At 32.5% G+C, this 22,973-nt stretch carries 19 protein-coding genes; 3 read left to right on the top strand and 16 right to left on the bottom strand.

The features are described from left to right. Positions 1-531, bottom strand: a complete 531-nt coding sequence (locus tag ACU4C5_RS01090) for an RNA polymerase sigma factor (protein WP_446845210.1) — start codon at positions 529-531, stop codon at positions 1-3. 107 nt (positions 532-638) lie between these two features. Next, positions 639-1,271 carry a YceI family protein gene (locus tag ACU4C5_RS01085; RefSeq protein WP_446845209.1) on the bottom strand — a complete coding sequence of 211 codons (633 nt, stop codon included), beginning with the start codon at positions 1,269-1,271 and terminating at the stop codon, positions 639-641. A 266-nt stretch (positions 1,272-1,537) separates the two neighbouring features. Between ACU4C5_RS01085 and ACU4C5_RS01080 the strand changes: the two genes are divergently transcribed. After that, positions 1,538-2,368 (top strand): universal stress protein, encoded by an 831-nt coding sequence (locus ACU4C5_RS01080; RefSeq protein WP_446845208.1) that lies wholly within the window; start codon positions 1,538-1,540, stop codon positions 2,366-2,368. 78 nt (positions 2,369-2,446) lie between these two features. On the opposite strand, the gene ACU4C5_RS01075 is transcribed toward ACU4C5_RS01080, so the two are convergent. The 9 genes from ACU4C5_RS01075 to ACU4C5_RS01035 all read right to left on the bottom strand — a co-directional run bounded on the left by ACU4C5_RS01075 (position 2,447) and on the right by ACU4C5_RS01035 (position 12,451). After that, positions 2,447-3,148 carry a sulfite exporter TauE/SafE family protein gene (locus ACU4C5_RS01075; protein ID WP_446845207.1) on the bottom strand — a complete coding sequence of 234 codons (702 nt, stop codon included), beginning with the start codon at positions 3,146-3,148 and terminating at the stop codon, positions 2,447-2,449. Positions 3,149-3,152: 4 nt separating this feature from the next. Next, positions 3,153-3,599: a FixH family protein gene (locus ACU4C5_RS01070; RefSeq protein ID WP_446845206.1), complete on the bottom strand. Its 447-nt coding sequence runs from the start codon at positions 3,597-3,599 to the stop codon at positions 3,153-3,155. A gap of 131 nt (positions 3,600-3,730) precedes the next feature. Then, complete coding sequence (ccoG, locus tag ACU4C5_RS01065; protein WP_446845205.1) at positions 3,731-5,155, bottom strand: cytochrome c oxidase accessory protein CcoG; 1,425 nt, start codon at positions 5,153-5,155, stop codon at positions 3,731-3,733. 27 nt (positions 5,156-5,182) lie between these two features. Beyond that, positions 5,183-6,070, bottom strand: coding sequence for a cbb3-type cytochrome c oxidase N-terminal domain-containing protein (locus tag ACU4C5_RS01060; protein WP_446845204.1), 888 nt, complete (start codon positions 6,068-6,070; stop codon positions 5,183-5,185). Then, positions 6,067-6,252, bottom strand: coding sequence for a CcoQ/FixQ family Cbb3-type cytochrome c oxidase assembly chaperone (locus ACU4C5_RS01055; protein WP_446845203.1), 186 nt, complete (start codon positions 6,250-6,252; stop codon positions 6,067-6,069). Before ACU4C5_RS01055 ends, ACU4C5_RS01060 begins: the two co-directional genes overlap by 4 nt. A gap of 5 nt (positions 6,253-6,257) precedes the next feature. Then, a complete protein-coding gene (gene ccoN / locus ACU4C5_RS01050; protein ID WP_446845202.1) occupies positions 6,258-8,444 on the bottom strand; it encodes a cytochrome-c oxidase, cbb3-type subunit I in 2,187 nt (728 codons plus the stop codon). A 5-nt stretch (positions 8,445-8,449) separates the two neighbouring features. Next, entirely contained in the window at positions 8,450-8,638 is a 189-nt protein-coding gene (ccoS, locus tag ACU4C5_RS01045) for a cbb3-type cytochrome oxidase assembly protein CcoS (protein WP_446845201.1), read from the bottom strand. Between the two features lie 74 nt (positions 8,639-8,712). After that, positions 8,713-10,080 carry an oxygen-independent coproporphyrinogen III oxidase gene (gene hemN / locus ACU4C5_RS01040; RefSeq protein ID WP_446845200.1) on the bottom strand — a complete coding sequence of 456 codons (1,368 nt, stop codon included), beginning with the start codon at positions 10,078-10,080 and terminating at the stop codon, positions 8,713-8,715. After that, on the bottom strand, positions 10,073-12,451 hold the full coding sequence (locus ACU4C5_RS01035) for a heavy metal translocating P-type ATPase (protein WP_446845198.1): 2,379 nt from the start codon (positions 12,449-12,451) through the stop codon (positions 10,073-10,075). The genes hemN and ACU4C5_RS01035 overlap by 8 nt, the downstream gene beginning before the upstream one ends. Positions 12,452-12,556: 105 nt before the next feature. On the opposite strand from ACU4C5_RS01035, the gene ACU4C5_RS01030 reads away from it, so the two are divergent. Continuing rightward, positions 12,557-13,234 carry a Crp/Fnr family transcriptional regulator gene (locus ACU4C5_RS01030; protein WP_446845197.1) on the top strand — a complete coding sequence of 226 codons (678 nt, stop codon included), beginning with the start codon at positions 12,557-12,559 and terminating at the stop codon, positions 13,232-13,234. 72 nt (positions 13,235-13,306) lie between these two features. Here the strand turns inward: ACU4C5_RS01030 and ACU4C5_RS01025 are convergent, their stop codons facing one another. Continuing rightward, entirely contained in the window at positions 13,307-15,505 is a 2,199-nt protein-coding gene (locus tag ACU4C5_RS01025) for a bifunctional alpha,alpha-trehalose-phosphate synthase (UDP-forming)/trehalose-phosphatase (protein WP_446845196.1), read from the bottom strand. 83 nt (positions 15,506-15,588) lie between these two features. Here ACU4C5_RS01025 and ACU4C5_RS01020 point away from each other — a divergent pair, with 83 nt between their 5' ends. Continuing rightward, positions 15,589-17,388 (top strand): glycoside hydrolase family 15 protein, encoded by a 1,800-nt coding sequence (locus ACU4C5_RS01020; RefSeq protein ID WP_446846415.1) that lies wholly within the window; start codon positions 15,589-15,591, stop codon positions 17,386-17,388. Between the two features lie 73 nt (positions 17,389-17,461). On the opposite strand, the gene ACU4C5_RS01015 is transcribed toward ACU4C5_RS01020, so the two are convergent. The 4 genes from ACU4C5_RS01015 to ACU4C5_RS01000 all read right to left on the bottom strand — a co-directional run bounded on the left by ACU4C5_RS01015 (position 17,462) and on the right by ACU4C5_RS01000 (position 22,954). Further along, positions 17,462-18,673 carry a bifunctional alpha/beta hydrolase/OsmC family protein gene (locus ACU4C5_RS01015; RefSeq protein WP_446845194.1) on the bottom strand — a complete coding sequence of 404 codons (1,212 nt, stop codon included), beginning with the start codon at positions 18,671-18,673 and terminating at the stop codon, positions 17,462-17,464. 59 nt (positions 18,674-18,732) lie between these two features. Beyond that, positions 18,733-19,299 (bottom strand): YdeI/OmpD-associated family protein, encoded by a 567-nt coding sequence (locus tag ACU4C5_RS01010; protein ID WP_446845193.1) that lies wholly within the window; start codon positions 19,297-19,299, stop codon positions 18,733-18,735. A gap of 10 nt (positions 19,300-19,309) precedes the next feature. Beyond that, positions 19,310-20,956: a M1 family metallopeptidase gene (locus ACU4C5_RS01005; RefSeq protein ID WP_446845192.1), complete on the bottom strand. Its 1,647-nt coding sequence runs from the start codon at positions 20,954-20,956 to the stop codon at positions 19,310-19,312. A gap of 189 nt (positions 20,957-21,145) precedes the next feature. Then, on the bottom strand, positions 21,146-22,954 hold the full coding sequence (locus ACU4C5_RS01000; RefSeq protein ID WP_446845191.1) for an acyl-CoA dehydrogenase FadE: 1,809 nt from the start codon (positions 22,952-22,954) through the stop codon (positions 21,146-21,148). Between the last annotated feature and the right edge of the window lie 19 nt (positions 22,955-22,973).

The raw sequence follows: 22,973 nt of genomic DNA, 5'->3' as shown, positions 1-22,973 counted from the left end.
TTATAATACCATATCTCTTAATTGTTGAATACAGTTTCGGTTTCTTGTTTTTATTGTACCTATCGGAATTTGTAATTCTTCGGAAGCTTCTTTTTGAGTAAACCCTTTAAAATAAAGTGCCTCAATAATGGCTTTACATTTGTCTCCTAAATGGGTTACAAATTTTTTAATTCCAATAGCATCTGTACTTTCATCTAAATTATCGTTGCTTTCTATTATATCTACGAAAAAATCGGCATTGAGGTTTTGTTTAGATTGCTTAAATGTCTTAGAACGTGTTTTATCGATAGCCGTATTGCGGGCAATATTTAATATCCACGTAAAAAAACGGCCTTTTTTTGAAGAGTAAGTTTCAGCTTTATTCCATGCTTTTATAAACACATCTTGCATGAGTTCGTCGGCAATATCAGCGTCTTTAACAATGTTAAAAACAACACCATGTATGCTTTTACTATACATATTATATAGTTTTTGGAACGCAATTTGGTTTTTATCTTGAAATTGCTCTACAAGAAGGTCAATGTTTATCATATAGGGAGTACATTACTTTAATGTTCTAAAATACAAAAGCCATCATTAATATGATAGCTTTTGTATTTATTATTCTTTAACGCTGTTGTTTCCGTTAGTTGTACTACCTAGTTTTCACGTAAAAAAGTAGTGATTTCAATAGCAACATCTTCCCATGTTTTGCTAACGCCATCTGCTCCTTTGTGTAAATCAAAACATACTTTGTTTAAAGATTCTAGCGCTTCAAGAGCATTCCAGTTTTTTAAATCCATAGTTGTTGTCATTTTCACACGTCTTTCGTCAGTAATTTCAACTTCTAAAGGCAATTCGTTTGTAACGCCATTCATTGTAATAAAAGCAGTGTATTTATCATTGCTATATTTAAGTGTTCCTGTTAAAAACTCAGTATCTAACATGGCTCCAAAAAATGAGGCTTTTAGTTTTGAGTCTCTTCCGGCATCTTTAGTCATTAAGCTGCTTACAGGAATAGAAAACGTTAAGTTGTTTAATGCCTCTTGTGGCGTTTCTCCAGATTTTTCTTCAAAATTTAAAGTTGCAAATTCTCCTCCAACGGGTGTTTTTGCTGTTGTTTTATAAGCGGTCCAAGTAACTTTAGTAGCTTCTGGTTTTACAACAAATTGCTTACTAGCAACAACTTCTGTAGGCGCTTCATTAGCTTCCGTTTCTGTTGTTTTTTTATCCTTACAAGATGTGTTAAATACTAATGTAAATACAGCTAAAGTGAGCACAAATTTTTTCATTATAATAGGTGTTTTTGTTTTAATCGAAATTAAGGATTTAATCCTCCAATTCAAATTTATTAACAGCTTTCTTTTTTTGAAGTCTGTATTTGAATTTAAATTAGTGTTTTTTGATATATATGTTATTTTTGTTGGTGATTTTAAAATGAATTAACATTATTTTTGCGATATAATCAATATTATAAGTCGCTTTTTTTGTTAGAAAATTCGTACCTTTTTATAGTCTTAAAAGACATCAATTATACATCAAAAAATTAATACATATTATGAGAAAAATTATTGTACCTATTGACTTTTCAGAACATTCTGAATATGCTTTAAGAGCAGCAGCAACTATTGCTAAAAAAGAAAATGCTGAGGTTATAGCACTTCATATGTTAGAACTTTCGGATACGGTATTAACGAAAGCCGATTCAGAAAAAGATATGGAAACTATATTTTATTTGAAATTAGCTGAAAAAAAGTTCAATGAGTTTTTAGAAAAACCATATTTAAAAGACGTTAATGTAACTCCTATAGTGAAGCATTTTAAGGTATTTAGTGAAATTAGCGCTGTTGCTGACGAGCATGATGTAGATTTAATTATCATGGGGTCTCACGGTACAAGTGGTTTAAGCGAATTATTTGTAGGATCAAACACAGAGAAAGTTGTACGTTACTCTAATGTACCTGTTTTAGTAGTAAAAAATGATGTTGAAGCATCTACTTTTGATAATGTTGTATATGCTACAGATTTCTCTGAAGCTTCAATTCCTGCATTCAAGAAAGCAATTTCAATATTAAGTGCTGGTGTAGTTTTACACTTATTACACGTAAATGTTCCTGGAGATAGCTTTAAAAGTTCAGATGAAATAGACGCTAAAGTGGCTTCATTTTTAGAAAAAGCAGATGGTAATTTAGATCGTCTTCCATCGGTACATTACATAAGTGATTATACTGTTGAACGCGGAATTTTAAATCATGCTGCGAAACATAATTTAGATTTAATAGCTGTATCTACTCATGGTAGAACAGGAATTTCTCATTTCTTTGAGGGTAGTATTTCAGAAGATGTTGCTAACCATTCTAGCTTACCAGTAATGACTTTTAAACTGTAATAACACCGTTTTAATTTCAATATATACTAAAAAAGCCAACGTAATTACGTTGGCTTTTTTTATGATATAAACTTAAGTTTAGTGACAATCAATAGTTCCTGTAGCCATATCCATAGCAGGAGCAGGAGAGAGGTAAGGAATTCCTAAACCTAAACCTCTAATAATAAATAAAGCCCCTATAATAATTACAAATACAGGTATCGCTTTTTGTATACGTTGTTTTACGGTCGCATTTAAAAACTTACCTAAGTAAATAGCTGTAGTCATTAATGGGATTGTTCCTAATCCAAATAGTGCCATATATAAACCACCTTGCCATGCGCTAGACATTGCTAAAGAAGCAAAAACGCCCATGTAAACTAATCCACAAGGTAAAAATCCATTTAAAAAACCAATGGTTAAAAAGGTGTCGGCAGTTTTCTTTTTTAATGATTTTCCTAAAGCTGTTTTTACTTTAGAAATTACTTTATAAATAGGTTTTGAGAAATTATAAGCATTAAAAACTTTAGCAGGAATAAGTATCACCACTATCATTAATACACCAATCGCTATAGATAGCTGTTGTTGTAAACCAAAAATGTAAAGGCTTTTTCCAACCAGTCCAAAAAATAAACCAATACAACTGTATGCTAATAAACGCCCAAAATGATAAGTGAAAATTTGTGCTACTTTTTTTACTGAATTACTACGATCTACCGGCAGCATAAATGCAATTGGACCACACATACCCACGCAGTGAAAGCTACCCAAAAAGCCTAATATAATTGCCGACCAAATCATGATTCTAGTAAATAATTTCTTTTTTATACATATAGTCTTTACCTTCGTATGACCAATCTATTTTAATGTTCCAACGACCATCTAATAAGCGTTTGTCAGGTATGAGCAAATGAGTTTTTGACAAAGAGATAGGGATCTCAAAGTCAAATTGCTTATTAGACGGTCTATATAGGAACACTTTTCCAGTGATTTTTTCACTCTCAAAAGCTTCCGGAAAGTGAAGTTCAATACCTTCCGTAGATTTTTTCCAAGTAATATTTTCTGCTAATGTTTCTGCTTTTTTTTCTTTATTTAGATCATTCTGAAACTCTAGTTCTTGTCCGTAATAATCTTCTACCACTAAGTCATAATCGTATTTTTTATCTGTACTCATTGTAATAATGAAATACAAAATAAAACTCATAAAACTTAAAAAGGCAATTACAATTCCTGTTCCCCAATTTATTTTCATAACATTTCTGTTTTTATTCATTGTCATGGCATTCCCTTTCAGGTCAGTCTTTCACAACTCGCTCTCTGCGAGTAGCTCAAGCATTTTGCTCAATCCTTAATGCGGGTTTAAGCGTACCATGGTACTCATTATTAATTATAACTTCTAGGTCCTAAAAAGTTTACTGTTGTGGTTTCAATCATCTCATCACCACTATAAACCTCAATCATTAACTTGTTTTTATCTCCAGAAAGCAAGCTTTTATCAATTTCTATAAATAAAGTCCCTTCGGCTAATCCTTGTTGTGGTACTGTAAACCCATTGGTTGTTGATACCAATTTAATTTCACCTTTATACTTACGAAGTTTAAAGTTTACATTATTAATGTCTTTAGTTGTTTTGTTAACTAGTTTGTAAGTAAATACATTACTAATTATGTTACCTTCTTTATGTTCGTATAATTGTCCTGGTAATCTAAGCACAGTAGCTTCAACATCATTACGTAATAACAATAATCCTATAAAAACACCTGTTAAAATGGTAAGTACAGCAATGTAACCTTTCATTCTTGCTGTAAGCTTAAACTTTTCTTTCTTTTCAATTTCGTCTTCACTGGCGTATCTTATTAAACCTTTTTTAAGGTTGATACTTTCCATAATGTGATCACATTCATCAATACAAGCCGTACAGTTTACACATTCTAATTGTGTACCGTTTCTAATATCTATTCCAGTAGGGCACACGTTTACACATTGTAAACAATCAATACAGTCTCCATGTCCAGCAGCTTGACGGTCTTCGTTTTTTCTAAACTTTTTTCTACCATTTTCTGCTTCACCACGTTTATGATCGTAAGCCACAATAATAGATTTGTTGTCTAGTAATACACTTTGTAATCTCCCGTAAGGACAAGCGATAATACAAACTTGTTCTCTAAACCAAGCGAACACAAAATAAAATACAGCTGTAAAAATAATAAGCGGTATTAAAGTGCCTAAATGGTTTAGCGGATTTTCGCCAATGTATTGTAGTAATTTATCGCTACCTATTAAATAGGCTAAAAAGACGTTGGCAATTAAAAACGAAATCACTAAAAATAGAAACCATTTTATAACACGTTTTTTAATTTTTTCGGCATTCCATTCTTGCTTGTCTAGTTTACGTTGTTTGTTACGATCTCCTTCAATCCAATATTCAATACGACGGAATACCATTTCCATGAAAATGGTTTGCGGACAAATCCATCCACAAAATACTCGTCCAAAACTTACTGTAAATAATGCAATAAATACCACTCCAATAAGCATTGACATTACCACGAGGTAAAAATCTTGTGGCCAAAATGGGAGTCCAAATACATTGAAACGGCGTTCTAAAATATTGAACATTAAAAATTGATTACCGTTAATTTTTACAAACGGGGCAGCAAATAAAAACACCAGTAAAACATAGCTTACTATTTTACGATATTCGTAAAGTTTACCACTAGGTTTTTTAGGGTAAACCCAAGCACGTTTTCCATCATCGGTCATTGTGCCAATACTGTCTCTAAACGATTCTTTTTCTGGTGTTTCCAAAATATTATGTTTTAATATTCTAAATAATTAGTTATTTTCAGCGACCCATTTATCACCTTCTGGTGCTTTAGGTTCTGCTGGAGTTGTGCCTTGAAATTGCAAGACATAACTCGCTACTTGAGCAATTTCTGATGGTTTTAATCCGTTTTTAGACCAGGCAATCATTCCTTTTCCATCTCTACCACCTTCAGAAACTGTTTTAAAGACATTTTTAATTCCTCCACCTAATACCCAAAATTCATCGGTTAGGTTAGGACCAATACCTCCACCACCATCAGCTTTATGACAAGCGACGCAGTTACTTTCAAAAATTTTCTTACCATTTGCTAAATCAGAAGCATCAGTAAGTAGCTCAACCGTATTAAAATCGACTAAATCTTTAGCTGTTTTTTTGTATTCTTCGATCGCTATTTTAGCTTCAGCATATTCAGTTTTTAATTCATTAAACTGGTTGTCGGCATTAAATATTTCGTATTTAATAAGGTAGATTGCTGCAAAAATAATAGATGCATAAAATCCGTAGATCCACCATGGCGGAAGGTCGTTATCTAGTTCTTTAATGCCATCATAATTATGATCTAAAATAATTTCGTGTTCTTCTTCAATAGCTTTCGAACCTAACATTTTTTTGTAGGTACGTTTTATCCAAGCCATTACTTTAGAGTCGCTAGTGCGTTCTTCGTTATAACGTGCTTTTCCTACTTCATCTAAACTTTGATAAAGGATGTTTCCCATCGCTCCAACAATAGCTTCGGTAGCTACAAGAATAACTAACACCAATACTAAAAATAAAGCGAGTAGTGGGTAAGCTATAAATGCGGGCTTATCACCAGCGTCAATAAGTAGTTCGGCTGCAATAAATATGGTAAAGAAAACGATTATTACTCTTAACCAAGAAGGTGTTGATTTTTTCATAGTTCTATGTCGTTTTGGTTATCTAATGGTAATAGACTTACTGAGTTTATATAGTCTTTTTTAGCAGTGATTACCCACCAGAATAAGACTACAAAAAAGATGAAAAATATAAGTAAAGATATAATTGGATATATTTCAATACCTACGATGCTTTCCATGTGATTTTTTACAAATTTTAGCATGTGATTTAGTTTTGTTCAGTTTTCTGTTCTTTTTTAACTTTAATATCTGTACCTAAACGTTGTAGGTAAGCTATTACTGCTGTGATTTCTCTGTTACGCATTTCAACAAACTCAGTCCCCCCTGCTTTTTTATCAGCTTCGTAACTTGCTGCAAAGTCAGGATCAGTATATAGGTTTTTCTCAATTTGAGTTCCTTGTTCTAACATGTGTTGTTGTGCGTTTTCAATTTCAGCGTCTGTATATGGTACTCCTAGGGTTACCATCACTTTCATTTTCGCTTCGGTATCAGATTTGTCAAGCTCATTTCTAATTAACCATTTATAAGCAGGCATTATAGAACCTGATGATGTACTTTGTGGATCATACATGTGGTTTAAGTGCCAGTTGTCTGAGTATTTAGCACCAATACGGTGTAAATCTGGTCCGGTACGTTTTGATCCCCATAAGAATGGATGATCGTATACAAACTCTCCAGCTTTAGAGAATTCACCATAACGTTCTACTTCACTTCTAAACGGACGAATCATTTGTGAGTGACAACCTACACAACCTTCACGAATATAAATATCTCTACCTTCTAATTCTAAAGGCGTGTATGGTTTTACACTTGTTAATGTTGGGATATTAGATTTTACCATAATGGTTGGTACAATTTGTACAATACCACCAATTAAAATAGCGATTGTAGCAAAAATGGTAAGTTTTATTGGTTTACGTTCTAGTACGGTATGCCATCCTTCACCTGCACCTCTGTGTTTTGAAACACGTTGTAATGCTGGAGCTTCTGCTAATTCATCGGTAACAGCACTACCTTGACGGATTGTTGCAATAATATTATATACTAAAACTAACATTCCTATTAAGTATAATGTACCACCAATAGCTCTCATAATGTACATTGGCATAATTTCGGTAACAGTTTCTAAGAAGTTACCATACATTAATGTTCCATCAGGATTAAATTGTTTCCACATACTTGCTTGAGTAAACCCAGCAACATATAATGGTAATGCGTACATAATGATTCCTAAGGTACCAATCCAAAAGTGGAGGTTGGCTAATTTTGTAGAGAATAATTTTGTTTTAAAAAGTCTTGGGATCAACCAATAAATCATACCAAAGGCTAAGAATCCATTCCAAGCTAAAGCTCCAACGTGTACGTGCGCAATAATCCAATCGGTAAAGTGCCCAATCGCATTTACATTTTTAAGTGATAATAAAGGTCCTTCAAAAGTTGCCATACCATAACCGGTAAGTGCTACAACCATAAATTTTAATACTGGCTCAGTACGTACTTTATCCCAAGCACCACGTAAAGTAAGTAGTCCGTTAATCATACCTCCCCAAGATGGCATTAATAACATTATTGAAAATGCTACTCCTAAATTTTGTGCCCATTCAGGTAAAGCTGTGTATAATAAATGGTGAGGTCCTGCCCAGATATAGATAAAAATTAATGACCAAAAGTGAATGATAGACAGTCTGTAAGAATATACAGGTCTGTTAGCCGCTTTAGGAACAAAATAATACATTAACCCTAAAAAAGGTGTTGTTAAAAAGAAAGCTACAGCGTTATGTCCGTACCACCATTGTACCAAGGCATCTTGTACTCCTGCGTAAACAGAGTAGCTTTTCATTGCACTTACAGGAAGTGATAAACTATTAAATATATGAAGTACAGCAACTGTTACAAAAGTGGCTAAGTAAAACCAAATAGCCACATACATGTGACGTTGACGACGTTTTATAAGAGTTCCAATTAAGTTCCATCCAAAAACTACCCAAATTACGGCAATAGCAATATCAATAGGCCATTCTAATTCTGCATATTCTTTTGATGAAGAATATCCTAATGGTAATGTAATTGCTGCCGCTACAATAATAGCTTGCCATCCCCAGAAATTAATTTTACTTAAGGTATCATTAAACATTCTTGCTTTAAGCAAACGTTGTGATGAATAATACACTCCAGCAAAAATTGCATTCCCTACAAAGGCGAAAATTACGGCATTGGTGTGTAATGGTCTTAATCGTCCGAAACTTAACCACGAAATACCGTCGGTAAGATTTGGAAAAATAAACATGAAGGCTAATAGTAGCCCCACCAACATTCCTATAACTGCCCAAAACATTGTAGCATAAAGGAAATTTTTTACGATTTTATTATCGTAATAGAATTGTTGTACTTCCATAATAATTAATTAGTCTTATTGGTTTTAATTGTTGTTTTTGGTTGCTCTTTTACCAGTTCATCTTCAAAAAGCATTCTTACTGAAGGTGTATAACTGTCGTCGTACTGACCACTTCTTACTGCTACAATGAATGCAACAAAAAAAATGACAGCGACCAAGATGCTGATACTTAATAATATATATATAACGCTCATACCTATTGAAGTTATGGTGTAAATTTACGTGTTAACATTATCTTAAAATATGATTTTTATCATGTTTTAAGATTTTATATCGTCATTGAAAACATTTGTGTTTCTGGGCGGCTTTTGTGTAATCTTACATCAAAACTCATACATACATTTCTTATGAATGCTCTTGAGTTTTCTGAGACGATTAAATTGTTGTCATTAATACTAATAATATTGTCTTTTTGAGTTTCAGATAAAGATGCTATAATAGCATCAATTTGTGGTATTTTTAAATGATTTTCTTCCCAAGAGGTTTGTAAATCGCACATAATATTTAAGATATGACGACGAATAATAATATCTTCCTTAGTTAAGATATGACCTTTAAATACTGGGATTTCTCCCGAATTAACAATGCTTTCATATTCTTTTACTGTTTTTACATTTTGAGCAAACCCATACCAACTATCACTTATAGCAGACATTCCTAAACCAACCATTAATTGTGTGGTATTTGCAGAGTACCCCATAAAATTTCGATGTAAAGTTTTAGCAACTGTGGCTTTGTATAAACTATCTGATTTTAGCGCAAAATGATCCATGCCAATTTCAACATAACCTAAATCAAGTAGCATTTGTTTTCCTATTTCGTAAAGTGCTCTTTTTTCATCTCCACTAGGTAAATTGCTTTCATCAAAACCACGTTGTCCAACGCCTTTTATCCAAGGTACGTGTGCATAACTGTAAAATGAAATACGATCGGGGCGTAGTAATTTAGTTTTATTGATACTTTCTATAATAGATGTTTCTGTTTGAAATGGCAAGCCAAAAATTAAATCGTGACTAATAGACGTATATCCAATTTCTCTAGACCATTGTGTCACTTTTTCTACCTGTTCAAAAGTTTGAAATCTATGAATGGCTTTTTGCACTTTAGGATCATAATCCTGAATACCGTAACTCACTCTTGTAAAGCCTAAATTAAATAAGGTTTGAAGTTGCTCTTTTGTGGTATTATTTGGGTGTCCTTCAAAACTAAATTCGTAATCTTTATGTTTTGTAGCCGGTTTTAATATCCCGTTAATAAGTTGTGCTAAATTTTCTTCTGAAAAAAAAGTTGGTGTTCCACCACCTAAATGAATCTCTTTAATAATAGGTGTTTCGGGCATTTTATTAACATATAATTGCCATTCTTTTAAAACGGTTTCAATGTAAGAATTTTCAACACTATGACGTTTTGTAATGTGTTTATGACAGGCACAAAATGTACATAAGCTCTCACAAAAAGGAAGATGAATGTATACGCTAATTCCTTGTGAAGCATTACTCTCGTTAAAAGAAGTTGTAAACGTATTTAACCATTTGTTTTTTGTAAATGTTTGCTCGTCCCAAAATGGTACTGTTGGATAACTAGTATATCTTGGACCAGGAACATTATATTTTTTTATGAGTGAGATGTTATTCATATTTTGAAAGTTTATAACCAACACGGTTGGTTGCAATGGTGGTAAATACTACGATACTTATTGAACTTAGAGGCATTAAAATAGCTGCAACTACAGGAGCAAGTTGTCCGGTAACTGCGAAATAAAGTCCGATACTATTATAAATGAAGGATAAAACAAAACTCCATTTTATGATTTTTATACCGCTTTTTGAAGCTTTAATAAATTGATGTAACTGATTAAATTTTGAAGCATCTAAAATGGCATCACAAGCAGGAGAGAAAACGTTTACATTTTCTGATAAGGCAATTCCTACATCACTTTGTGCTAAAGCTCCAGCATCATTAAGTCCGTCACCAAGCATTAAAACTTTAGCGCCCTCGGTTTGGTGGAATTTTATGTACTCTAATTTATCGTCTGGTTTTTGATTGAAAATCAATTTGGTTTTTGAAGGTAATAATTTTTTTAGATTATCAAATTCGCCTTCATTATCTCCCGAAAGAATCACTAAATCGTATTGTTTTTTTAATTGATTAAATAACTTTGCTAACCCTTTTCTGTAGCTATTATAAAAGGTGTATTTTCCTTTATAATGGTTATTTGTACTAATATGAACGGTGGTGTTTAATACAGAAGCTTCTGTTGAACCTACAAAACTTGCCGACCCAATTTTAATACTATCATTATTATGAGAGGCTTGAATACCTTTTCCTAAATGTTCTTCAAAATAATTTAAGTCTATAATATGATGTTCGTCTAAAATATCATATAAGGTTCTACTTAGTGGATGATTAGATCCGCGAAGTGTATTTTTAAATAGTATGCTTTCAGAAGCAGATAAAGCTTCTCCATCATAAGTTGCGGTACTTTTTTTATTTGAAGTAATTGTTCCTGTTTTATCGAAAATGATGGTGTTTACGGCTGCTAATTGTTCAATTACTGCCGCGTTTTTAACATAGAATTTTTGCTTTCCAAAAATGCGTAGCAAATTTCCGAAGGTAAAAGGTGCCGATAAAGCAATTGCGCAAGGACAAGCAATAATAAGTACTGCTGTAAAAACATTCATTGCTTTAGACGCATCAACAAACAACCAATACGCTGTTGCAATTATTGAAACGCTAAGAATGGTAATGGTGAAATTTTTACTAATTTTATTGGTTAGCGTGGTAAAGCCATCTTCTTTGTTTTTACTGAATACATCATTACTCCATAATTGGGTAAGGTAACTTTGCTCCACAGATTTTAAGGCTTCCATTTCAATAACTCCAGAGGTTTGTTTTCCTCCAGCAAATAATTTATCTCCCGAAAGTTTACTTACTGCTTCAGATTCACCAGTTACAAAACTGTAGTCTATTTTTGCATTTCCGTTAATAAGAATACCGTCAACGGGGATGAGTTCTTCATTTCTAATTAAAAGTCGATCTCCTCTTTTGATATCGTATACCTGAATTGGCGTTTCTTTGGTATCTGTAATTTTTGTGACTGCGATAGGGAAGTATGATTTGTAATCGCGCTCAAATGATAAGAATGAATAGGTTTTCTGTTGAAAGAATTTTCCTAGTAATAAAAAGAAAATTAAGCCTGTTAAGCTATCAAAAAATCCGGTTCCAATATCAAAGCTAATTTCAATAGTACTTCTAATAAAAAGTACTGCAATTCCTAAAGCAATGGGCACATCAATATTTAATATTTTGGCGCGTAAGCCTTTGTAAGCTGAGATAAAATAATCTAAACCTGCATAAAATACTACGGGAAGTGAGAAGGTAAACATAAGCCATCTAAAAAGCCCTTTGTATTGTTCTAGCCAGAATTCACCAACTTCAAAATATTCTGGAAACGATAAAAACATTACATTTCCGAAAGCAAAACCAGCAACACCAAGTTTGTAGATTAAACTACGGTTAATTTGTGATTTTCCTGTTTTATAATCATCTAAAGAAATATAAGGTTCGTAACCAATTGTGCTTAGTAAAATTACAACGTCTTTTAGTGATGTGGTTTTACAATTATAAGTAATTCGAACATCTTTTTTGCCGAAATTAACTTGAGAAGATGAAATATTTGGATTTAGTTTGTTAAGGTTTTCTAAAATCCAAATGCATGAACTACAGTGAATATGTGGAATATACAGTGTAGCAACTTGCAGATTGCCATCATTAAACTCAGTGAGTTTGTCAATAATGTTTTGTTGCGATAAAAAATCGTATTTCCCTTTAATTTCTTTCGGAACAGCACCAGGAGACGATTGTAAATCGTAATAACTGGTTAAATCATTCTCCGAGAATATCTCGTACACGGTTTTGCAACCATTACAACAGAATGACTTGTTGTTGAAAGTAATAGTGGTTTCGTTGCAGAAATCACCACAGTGGAAACAAGTTAACTTGTCCATAATATTTGCTCATTTATACCTGTAACAAATGTCACAAAAGAAGTGGTTATAAAATATGATATTTGTCATGTTTTAACTATTTTTGATTAACCCTTAATATTTCTTATGAGTAAATGCGAACAATGTATCGTTAAGCAATTTAACGCCTTAAAATCTTTAAAAAAAGATGACTTAATTAGGATTTCTGGATGTAAGACTTCTAGGATAATTGCTAAGGGTGAAGTTTTGTTTCATGAAGGTGAAAATATTAATGGTGTTTTTTGTATTAAAGATGGTGTTTGTAAGCTTTCAAAGTTGAGTGCTAATGGTAAGGATCAAATTGTAAAACTTGTTGAGCGAGGTGATCTTTTAGGGCAACGATCGTTAGTGAGTGACGAAACATCAAATTTAACTGCAGTTGCTTTAAATGAAATGGAAGTTTGTTTTATTCCTAGAAAAGAAGTTATCCATGATTTAAGTCAGAATGCTAGTTTTTCTTTAAGTATGTTGCAAGATATGGCTAAAGAACTTCGTGATGCTGATAATATTATTGTTGATATGGCTCAAAAATCTGTAAAGCATCGTATGGCTGAAACCATATTATATCTACATAATAATTTTGGTGTAGATGATGCAGAGTATTTAAATGTTGTATTGTCACGTGATGATTATGCTAATATTGTTGGTACTGCTACCGAATCTGCAATTAGAATTATTTCTCAATTTAAAAAAGAAGGATTAATATCTACAAGAGGGAAACAAATAAAAATCGAAAATTTTCAATGCTTAAAACAAGTAGAATAACATTGTTTTAAGCTCATTATTGAATTTCGATTTTTATAAGTCGTCCTATTTTATTTTGCAGCACATCAATTTTTAATCTATAAATTGATGTAGTACATGTCTTACTTCTTTAGTGTTTTTTACATAATATTTTGCACTTGTCTTTTTAAAACCAACTTTAACGGTATATGCCGATTTTGGTAATTCTTGAAACATATATTCGTCGGTCCAATCATCTCCAATACTAAATATAAAATCATAATTTGTATTGTTAAGTAGGCGAGAAGAGGCTCTTCCTTTATTTACACTACTACTTTTAATTTCAATGACTTTGTTTCCTTTTAGTACCGTAAGATCATGATTAGAGGTTAAACTGGTTAAAACCGTATCAATTTCTATAGTTCTTATTTGTGCTAATTCTGGATCTGCTTTTCTGTAATGCCACGCTAAAGAGTACTTTTTGGTTTCTATAAATGTTCCTGGAGTACGATCAACAAAAGTTTCTAAAATAGGGCTAATACGTTCCATCCAATCATTTTTTAAACGCTCTAGTGCTTCCCAATCATTGTTTGGTGTTTTTAGCCACACCCCATGATCGGTAATTAATTTGTAATCTTTATGACCAAACCACTCGGTAAATGTTTCGCGATCTCTACCACTAATAATCACCACATCATTTTTAGGGTTTGCCTGCAGCGTATCTAATAATTCATAAAGTTGTTCATCTGGGCTAGCATCTTTTGGGTTGTCTTTAAAGCTGGCTAAAGTGCCATCATAATCTAATAAGAATAAACGGTTTTTAGCTTGGTTATACTCTGAAAGCATATTCTTTTTAACTGTTTCATCTAAGCGTTTTGCAACAATAGCTGCAGCAATTTTTTTAGTAGCATGTAATGATTTTATAAATTCGTCGGCCCATTTTTCAACGGTATAACGTTTTAATCGTTTTTGAAGAATTTTCATGCGTTCTTGTTGTTCTTTAAGCGGCATTTCTAAAGCATATTTTAAGGTGTCTGCAAGTTGTTCAAAATTATTAGGGTTTACCAACATAGCTTCGTTCATTTCTTTAGAAGCTCCTGCCATTTCACTTAAAATTAAAACGCCATCTTGTTCTGTTCTTGTTGCTACATATTCTTTAGCTACAAGATTCATCCCGTCTCTAACCGGAGTAATCATGGCAACATGTGATGAGGTGTACAATTCTATAAGATTTTCAAAAGGCATTGCACGATAAAAATACCAAATAGGAGTCCAGCTTACAGTTGAAAATTGGCCGTTAATACGTCCAACAAGTTCATCAGTTTCGCGTTTTAATTTTTGATATTGAGGGACGTTTGATCGTGATGGAACCGCCAACATAATTAAACGTACTTTTTCTTTAAACTGCGGGTATTTTTTTAAAAAATACTCAAAAGCACGAATACGGTTTGGGATACCTTTGGTATAATCCATTCGGTCAATAGATAAAATCATGCGCGTATCAGGACTGGATTGCGTATGATCGTCTAATCGTTTTTGAAACTCTGAGCTTTCCTGGTTTTTTTGCTTTACCGCAGAATTATGAAACTTGTCATAATCAATTCCCATAGGGAAAGAATCTACTTTTATAATACGATCATCAAGTGTGATCTCGTTAAAGTTAACTTCTAATCTTAAAATGCGTTTTACTGAACTTAAAAAATGACGTTCATAATCATAGGTATGAAATCCAATTAAATCTGCACCTAACATTCCGTTTAATAACTCTTCACGCCAAGGGAAAGTTCTGAAAATTTCATAAGAAGGAAAAGGAATATGTAAGAAAAACCCAATAGTTGTATTTGGTTTTTTCTCTTTAATAAGTTGAGGTAATAATAATAATTGATAATCATGCACCCAAATAGTGTCGCCATCTTCAACATGTTCTAAAACGGCATCAGCAAATTTTTGGTTCACCTCTTTATAAGATTCCCAATGGTCGTTTTCAAATTCGGTATATTCCATAAAATAATGAAATAAAGGCCAAAGTGTACGATTGCTAAATCCGAAATAAAAATTATCTAAATCCTTTTGAGTTAGAGAGACCGTATCACATTTTTCTTTTTTTACTAAAGCTTTTACTTCTTTAGTTTGTGCGTCATTTAACTCTTCTTCGGTTAATCCAGACCATCCAATCCATAAACTATTTCCTTCGTTGTGAACCGACTTTAGCCCAGTCGCTAAGCCACCTACGCTAGGTTTTACGTTAAGAATATCATTGTCTAATGTGACTTGTAATGGTAGGCGATTAGAAATTATTATTGTTTTATTCATGTTAAAACTTTTGATTATTGGAGGCTTTTTTGTTAATTTAATGTAATTAGATAATATAATCCTTAATTTATATAAAAGATTTGATAAAAAATTTAGACTACGGAATAATAGGAAATTGTAGAAGTGCAGCTTTAATATCAAAAACGGGGTCTTTAGATTGGTGTTGTTTACCTGAATTTGACTCGTCATCGGTTTTTGCAAAATTATTAGATGAGAATATTGGAGGTAGTTTTGAAATTAAAGTCGCTGATAATTATACAATCACACAATCTTATTTAGAAAACACATGTGTTTTAATTACAAATTTTTCAACAGAAAACGATGTTTTTGAAATTCATGATTTTATGCCACGTTACAAGAAAGAAGATGGTGCTTATTATGCGCCACCAGAAGTTGTACGATTTATAAAATATGTAAAAGGTAATCCTACATTTAGCGTCACATATAACCCTAAATTAGAATACGCTATTGGTACCACAAACACGTATGTTAAAGACGATTTTATAGTTAGTTTAACTGCAAAAGAAAAATACGACACCTTATTTTTATATACCAATTTTGATAAAGAAGCGGTTATAAATGGTGATGACATCACATTAAAAGAAGATGGCTTTTTTCAAATAGGTTATAATGAAAAAATATTTTCATCAACGGTAAAAAAAGTAAGTTTAGAATTAGAACGTACTAAAGTATATTGGCTTAATTGGATGGAGCGCACACCAACTTACCGATTATATAACAAAGAAATTGCAAGAAGCGCAATGACTTTAAAACTATTAAGCTATGAAAAAACAGGCGCCGTTTTAGCAGCAGCAACCACATCTTTACCAGAAACTATAGGTGAAGTAAGAAATTGGGATTACCGTTTTTGCTGGATCAGAGATGCCTCAATGGTGATAAAAGTAGTGTCACAATTAGGGCATAAACGTATGGCCAAACGTTACCTGCGTTTTATAACCAATTTAATTCCGCATAAGGATGAGAAACTTCAAATTATGTACGGTATAAATGGTGAGAAAAAACTAACAGAAATACAATTAGAGCATCTTTCAGGATACATGGGATCTAAGCCTGTACGTATTGGAAATGCTGCATATTCGCAACGACAAAATGATATTTACGGAATTTTAATGGATGTGATTCATCAACAATTGGTGAAATTTAAAACTGATATTGAAAATGGCGAAGAACTTTGGACCATTACAAAAGGTATTGTTTGGGTAGTGAACAAACACTGGAAAGAAGCCGATAAAGGAATTTGGGAATTTAGAACCGAAGATCGTCACTTTACGTTTTCAAAAGTACTGTGTTGGGTTGCTATTGATAAAGCAATGAAAGTTGCCGAAATTTTAGGCAAAACACATAAATTAAAAAAATGGACAGTTATTGAGGCGACCATAAGAAAGGATATTATGGATAATGCGTGGAATGAAGATGTACAGTCATTTACGCAAAGTTATGGTACTACAGCTTTAGATGCATCTGTATTATTAATGGAACCTTACGGATTTATTGACGCTAAAGATCCTAAATATGTGAGTACAGTAAAAGCTATTGAAAAAGAATTAAGTAACGATGGCTTACTGTATCGTTATAAAAATGAAGATGATTTTGGCTTGCCATCGTCTTCTTTTACAATTTGTACATTCTGGTTTATTAATAGTTTATATAAAATTGGAGAAGAACAAAAAGCTAAGAAATTATTTGATCAACTATTAAGTTATAGTAATCATCTAGGATTATTTAGTGAGGATATTGATTTTAAAACCAAGCGCTTATTAGGAAATTTCCCGCAAGCATATTCGCATTTAGCTTTAATTGAAACTGCAGCTAATCTATCTAAAATCACAGAAGAAGAAAAAGTGATTGAAACTATGGGTTAGATTGCTTTTAAGTATATTATAGTATGTAAAAAGTGACATTTTTTTTAAAATAATGTCACTTTTTATATTTTGATTAAACCAGTTTTGTAATCACTTGTATATCGCTATGTAATGTTTTATGAACAGGACATTTATCTGCAATTTGAAGAATACGTTGTGTTTGCTTATCATCTAAATTTCCTTTTAATTGTATTTCTCTATTAAAAGTATCTATCTTAATATCTTTATTCTCGCCATTTTCTACAATTTGTGTCGTTACTTTTGTGTGAGAAGTATGCACTTGGATGTTTTGTAAATCCCAACCTTTTCTTTTAGTATACATTTGCACAGTCATTGCTGTACATGCCGATAATCCTGCCGATACTAACTCGTATGGTGAAGGTCCAAAATCATTACCACCATAACTTGTAGGCTCGTCAGCCATCATAATATGATTTCCAACCGTCATTTGAGTGGTAAATCCATCTTGAGCATCTAAACTTGCTACTGCTTGATGTGAGGTTGAAAGTGTTTCTGTTTTGGGAATTGATATATAACGTTTTGCCCAAGTAGCAATTACATTTCCAACGTAAATAGAATCCTCTTTTTTCATTAATAAATGATCTGCGCCATCAAGAGAGACAAAACTTTTTGGGTGCTTTGCAGCGATATAAATGGCTTCAGCATTTTCAATACCAACAGTGGTATCTTGTGGGGAATGCATTACTAATAAGGCTTTACGTAAGTTTTTGGCAACATCTGGTAAGGATTTTGTTTCAATATCATCTAAAAACTGTTTTTTAATTGTAAACGGTCGTCCTCCAATATTTACATTAGCTTGCCCAGTCGTTTTAATCTCATCAACACTGCTTTGTATTAAATGTTGTACATGTTTTGGGTGAGATGGCGCTCCAACAGTTGCTACTGCTTTTACAGACTCAATTTCTGCTGCGGCAAATATAGCTGCAGCTCCGCCTAAAGAATGTCCAATTAATAAAGTAGGTGCGGTATAATTTTCTTTTAAATAATTTGAAGCACTTATAAGGTCGTCAACATTTCCTGAGAAATTGGTGTTTTCAAAATCACCATCGCTTTCTCCTAAACCTGTAAAATCAAAACGTAAAACTCCAAATCCGTTTGCGGTTAATTCGCGACTAATATTTTTAACTGCAGATAAGTTTTTATTGCAGGTAAAACAGTGTGCAAAAATAACATAATTATGTGCATGTTGATTTATAGGAAGTTCTAAACGACCAACTAATTGTTGGCCTTCAGCGTTTGTGAAATTTACTTTTTGAATGTTCATGTTTTTATTTGATTTAGTATTCAGTCGAAAAATATATGAAGTCTTTCATAATTTAGAAATTACCACATATCTCTAGATTTTATATTGGCTTCACAAAATTTAATAATTTCTGTAATTCGTTTTTCTTTTGTAGCTTCTCGTTTGGCTTGGTTTAGCCAGTATAAATAATGCTTTCTGTAGGAAGGCGCAAAGTTGTTATAGTTTTCAAAAGCTTTAGAGTTTTTATCAAATGCCAATTGTAAGGCTTCAGGAATAATGCCTTTTTCAACCGCATCTAAAGCGGTCCAGCTTCCATTTTGTTTTCCAATATTTATAATTTCTAAACCTTTTGCATGCATTAAATCATCAGCGAGTAAGGCTTTAATATGTCGTTTATTGAGTGCACTCCAGACACTTTTAGGGTTTCGTTTACAAAAATATTGTCGGCGTTTTCCATCACCTAAACTTTTTACAGTACTATCAATCCAACCATAGCATAAGGCTACTTTTACGGCTTCTTCCCAACGCATACTTTCGTTTTTATGATTTACTTTGTAAAAGATGAGGTAAATACCAGTGTCGCTTTCATGATTGGCATGTAACCATGTGCGCCATTCGGTATCAGATTTAAAGTAATATTCTTCCATTTAAGTTTTATTATTTTACGTAGTATGAATTGATATAATAATTGCTGTTAACTTTAAAAGAATTAATATCTGAATCAACTTTTAATGTGTTCACTTTTTTGTCTGAAGGATTTATAAAGTATGATTTTTTATTGATTATAATTTCAACCGGCATATTAAAATTGTCTACAACATGATTCCAATTAAATTTAATTTCTCTTTTATAGATTTTATATTCTAAAGCAGGAATTTTTGTTGTTCTTAGATATTGATTAAAAAAGCCCTCAAGATCTAAACCAGATGCTTGGGCTAAGTAATCTTCAATCTGTTTTGTAGTCACTGTTTGGTGGTAAAACTTACTATTTAATGTGCGTAATATGTGTCGCCATTTTTTATCATCATTAATAAGTTGACGTAAAGTATGTAACATATTTGCGCCTTTGTAGTAAATATCTCCAGAGCCTTCTTTGTTTACATTGTATGTGCCTATTAAAGGTCTGTCATTTTTTATGCTTTTTCTTGTGCCAATACTATATTCTGAACCTGCTTTTTTACCGTAATAATATTCTAAAAATAAACTTTCTGAATAGGCTGTAAAGCTCTCATGAATCCACATATCTGCAATGTCTTTGTTGGTAATGTTATTGGCAAACCACTCGTGACCAGATTCATGAATAATAATAAAATCGAATTTTAATCCCCAACCAGTTCCCGATAAATCACGACCTAGATATCCGTTTTTAAATTTATTACCATAAGTAACAGAACTTTGATGCTCCATTCCTAAATACGGAACTTCAACGAGCTTAAAACTGTCTTCATAAAACGGGTAAGGACCAAACCAATGCTCAAAAGCTTTCATCATTTTTGGAGCATCTTTAAACTGTTTTTTTGCTTTTTGAAGATTGTAATCTAAAACAAAATAATTCATGTCTAAATCCCCTTTTTCACCTTTATAAACTTCCGAGAAATTAACATAGTTTCCAATATTAATATTTACGCCATAATTATTTATAGGATTATTTACAAACCAATTAAAGGTTGTTGAATGTTCTTTTTCTTCAACACTTTTAAGTCTCCCGTTAGATACGTTTGTTAAACCCTTTGGTACATTTACACTAATAAGCATACTATCAACTTCATCATACATGTGATCTTTATTTGGCCACCAAACACTAGCGCCAAGTCCTTGACATGATGAGGCTACAAAATGATTTCCAAGACTATCTTTTTTCCATGAAATTCCTCCATCCCAAGGTGCTTTTATTGCTTCTTTAGGATGTCCTTCATAATAGATATCAATAGCGTTAATGTCTCCAGTTTTTTGAGCATCTATAAGCTTGATAAAGTGTGCGTTTCCATCTTTATTAATCTGTAATTCTTTGTGGTTTTGAATTGCTTTAGTGATTTTTAATGGCGCTTGTAAATCTATTTGAAGTACAGAATAGGAGTGTAGAACGTTATACTGAATAGTATTTTTACCGCTAATAAATTTTTTATCGGGATTTACTGTAATATCTAAATGGTAATAGGTTAAATCCCACCATTCGCGTTCAGGAGTAATGCTACCACGAAGTGTATCTTGATGTGAGAAATTGTTTTTTTCAACCAGTAAGCTTTGGCTATTTCCTGATAATGATATGGTGATGAAAGCTAAAAGGAGAAATATTTTATGCATGTAGAGAATTTAATTTTCAACTAAAATACAAAAAAAAGTGGCGGACTAAATAACAGTTAACGGGATTGTTTTCAGTTGAAAATATCTTTTGACTTCACATCTATTAATTAAGAATTGTTTTATAATTTAAAAAGAAAAAAGCCAATTCAACTTAATGAATCGGCTTTTAACATCATCTAATTAACCAAATTAAAAACAATATTTTTCTTCAGATTTTACTTTTTCAGCAATTTCATTACGTAAATCAACAATATCTGGATAGTTTGCATATTTTGTGAAACGTTTAAGTCCCATAAGCATCATACGTTGCTCATCACCTTCAGCAAAAGAAATAATACTTTCTTTTCCTTTTTTCTCTATAATATCAACAGCATTGTATAAGTATAATTTAGACATTGCTATTTGTGTTTTTTGTGACTCTTCACCAGAACGTTTTACGTTTTTCTCAGTTCTAAGAATTGCAGATTCAGCCATATAAATTTCAATTAATATATCGGCAGCAGCAATTAATAACTGTTGGTGATCTTCTAATTGTGGACCGTATTTTTGAACTGCTCCACCGGCAACCATTAAGAATGTTTTTTTCAACTTCTTAATCATTTCCTTTTCTTCTGAAAATAATACAGAGTAATCAGGCGTTTCAAAAGAAGGAATACCCATTAGTTCTTCTTGAACTTTTTGAGCAGGACCTAATAAATCTACATGACCTTTCATCGCTTTTTTAACTAACATACCAACAGAAAGCATTCTGTTAATTTCATTAGTTCCTTCGTAAATACGAGCAATTCTAGCATCTCTCCAAGCAGATTCCATTGGTGTTTCTTCTGAGAATCCCATTCCTCCAAAAATTTGGATACCTTCATCTGCACAATGTTGTACATCTTCTGATACGGCTACTTTTAAGATAGAACATTCAATAGCATACTCTTCAACACCTTTTAATTCTGCTTCTTGATGACTGTTTCCTGCTGCTTCACGCATAGCAATACGGTCTTCAATATTTTTTGCAGCTCTATAAGTTGCAGACTCACCAACGTAAGCGTTAGTTGCCATTTCAGCTAATTTTACTTTGATAGCTCCAAAATCTGAAATAGAGGTTTTAAATTGTTTACGTTCATTAGCATATTTCACACCTGTTGTTAAAATACGTCGTTGTGAATCTAAACAAGCAGCTGCTAATTTAATACGACCAACGTTAAGTGCATTCATAGCAATTTTAAAACCTTCTCCACGACCAGCTAACATATTTTCGGCTGATACCACTGTATCGTTAAAAAATACTTGACGCGTAGATGATGCTCTAATTCCTAATTTATGTTCTTCTTCTCCTAAAGTGATTCCGTTAGTATTGTCTTTATCATATTCAACAATAAAACCAGTGATGTTTTTATCATCTTCAATACGTGCAAACACAATCATCACACTACAGAAACCTGCATTTGAGATCCACATTTTTTGCCCATTAATCTTGTATGATTTTCCATCTTCAGAAAGTGTTGCTATTGTTTTACCAGAATTGGCATCTGATCCTGCACCAGGTTCAGTTAAACAATATGCTCCAAACCACTCACCAGTTGCTAATTTTGGTACATATTTTTTCTTTTGTTCATCAGTACCATATAATGTAATTGGCATAGTACCAATTCCTGTATGTGCACCAAAAGCAGTACTAAAAGATCCTGTTCCAGAAGAAATATAATCACAAGTTAAAACTGTAGATACAAAACCCATTCCTAAACCATCATAAGCTTCAGGAACTGCAACTCCTAAGAATCCCATTTCTCCAGCTTTACGCATAACCTCTTCTGTTAATGCATAATCTTTTGCTTCAAAACGTGCTTTATGAGGAATAATTTCACGGTCATTAAATTCCATAACCGATGCTTTCATCATTTCTTGTTCTTCTGAAAAATCTTCAGGAGTAAACACGTCTTCACATTTTGTTTCTTTTACTAAAAACTGACCTCCACGTAGGATATCTTTTTCTATATCTGCCATTTTATATAAGATTTTAAGA

Source organism: Lacinutrix undariae, from assembly GCF_052934785.1.
This window is presented reverse-complemented; position numbering and strand designations above follow the sequence as displayed.

Coding starts and splice junctions, on each gene's coding strand:
- ACU4C5_RS01015 (WP_446845194.1), bottom strand. CDS start 18,673: ATGAACATTCAAAAAGTAAATTTCACAAACGCTGAAGGCCAACAATTA.
- ACU4C5_RS01025 (WP_446845196.1), bottom strand. CDS start 15,505: ATGAATAAAACAATAATAATTTCTAATCGCCTACCATTACAAGTCACA.
- ACU4C5_RS01075 (WP_446845207.1), bottom strand. CDS start 3,148: ATGATTTGGTCGGCAATTATATTAGGCTTTTTGGGTAGCTTTCACTGC.
- hemN (WP_446845200.1), bottom strand. CDS start 10,080: ATGAATAACATCTCACTCATAAAAAAATATAATGTTCCTGGTCCAAGA.
- ACU4C5_RS01090 (WP_446845210.1), bottom strand. CDS start 531: ATGATAAACATTGACCTTCTTGTAGAGCAATTTCAAGATAAAAACCAA.
- ACU4C5_RS01010 (WP_446845193.1), bottom strand. CDS start 19,299: ATGGAAGAATATTACTTTAAATCTGATACCGAATGGCGCACATGGTTA.
- ACU4C5_RS01005 (WP_446845192.1), bottom strand. CDS start 20,956: ATGCATAAAATATTTCTCCTTTTAGCTTTCATCACCATATCATTATCA.
- ACU4C5_RS01080 (WP_446845208.1), top strand. CDS start 1,538: ATGAGAAAAATTATTGTACCTATTGACTTTTCAGAACATTCTGAATAT.
- ccoN (WP_446845202.1), bottom strand. CDS start 8,444: ATGGAAGTACAACAATTCTATTACGATAATAAAATCGTAAAAAATTTC.
- ccoS (WP_446845201.1), bottom strand. CDS start 8,638: ATGAGCGTTATATATATATTATTAAGTATCAGCATCTTGGTCGCTGTC.
- ACU4C5_RS01035 (WP_446845198.1), bottom strand. CDS start 12,451: ATGGACAAGTTAACTTGTTTCCACTGTGGTGATTTCTGCAACGAAACC.
- ACU4C5_RS01055 (WP_446845203.1), bottom strand. CDS start 6,252: ATGCTAAAATTTGTAAAAAATCACATGGAAAGCATCGTAGGTATTGAA.
- ACU4C5_RS01030 (WP_446845197.1), top strand. CDS start 12,557: ATGAGTAAATGCGAACAATGTATCGTTAAGCAATTTAACGCCTTAAAA.
- ACU4C5_RS01060 (WP_446845204.1), bottom strand. CDS start 6,070: ATGAAAAAATCAACACCTTCTTGGTTAAGAGTAATAATCGTTTTCTTT.
- ACU4C5_RS01000 (WP_446845191.1), bottom strand. CDS start 22,954: ATGGCAGATATAGAAAAAGATATCCTACGTGGAGGTCAGTTTTTAGTA.
- ACU4C5_RS01070 (WP_446845206.1), bottom strand. CDS start 3,599: ATGAAAATAAATTGGGGAACAGGAATTGTAATTGCCTTTTTAAGTTTT.
- ACU4C5_RS01085 (WP_446845209.1), bottom strand. CDS start 1,271: ATGAAAAAATTTGTGCTCACTTTAGCTGTATTTACATTAGTATTTAAC.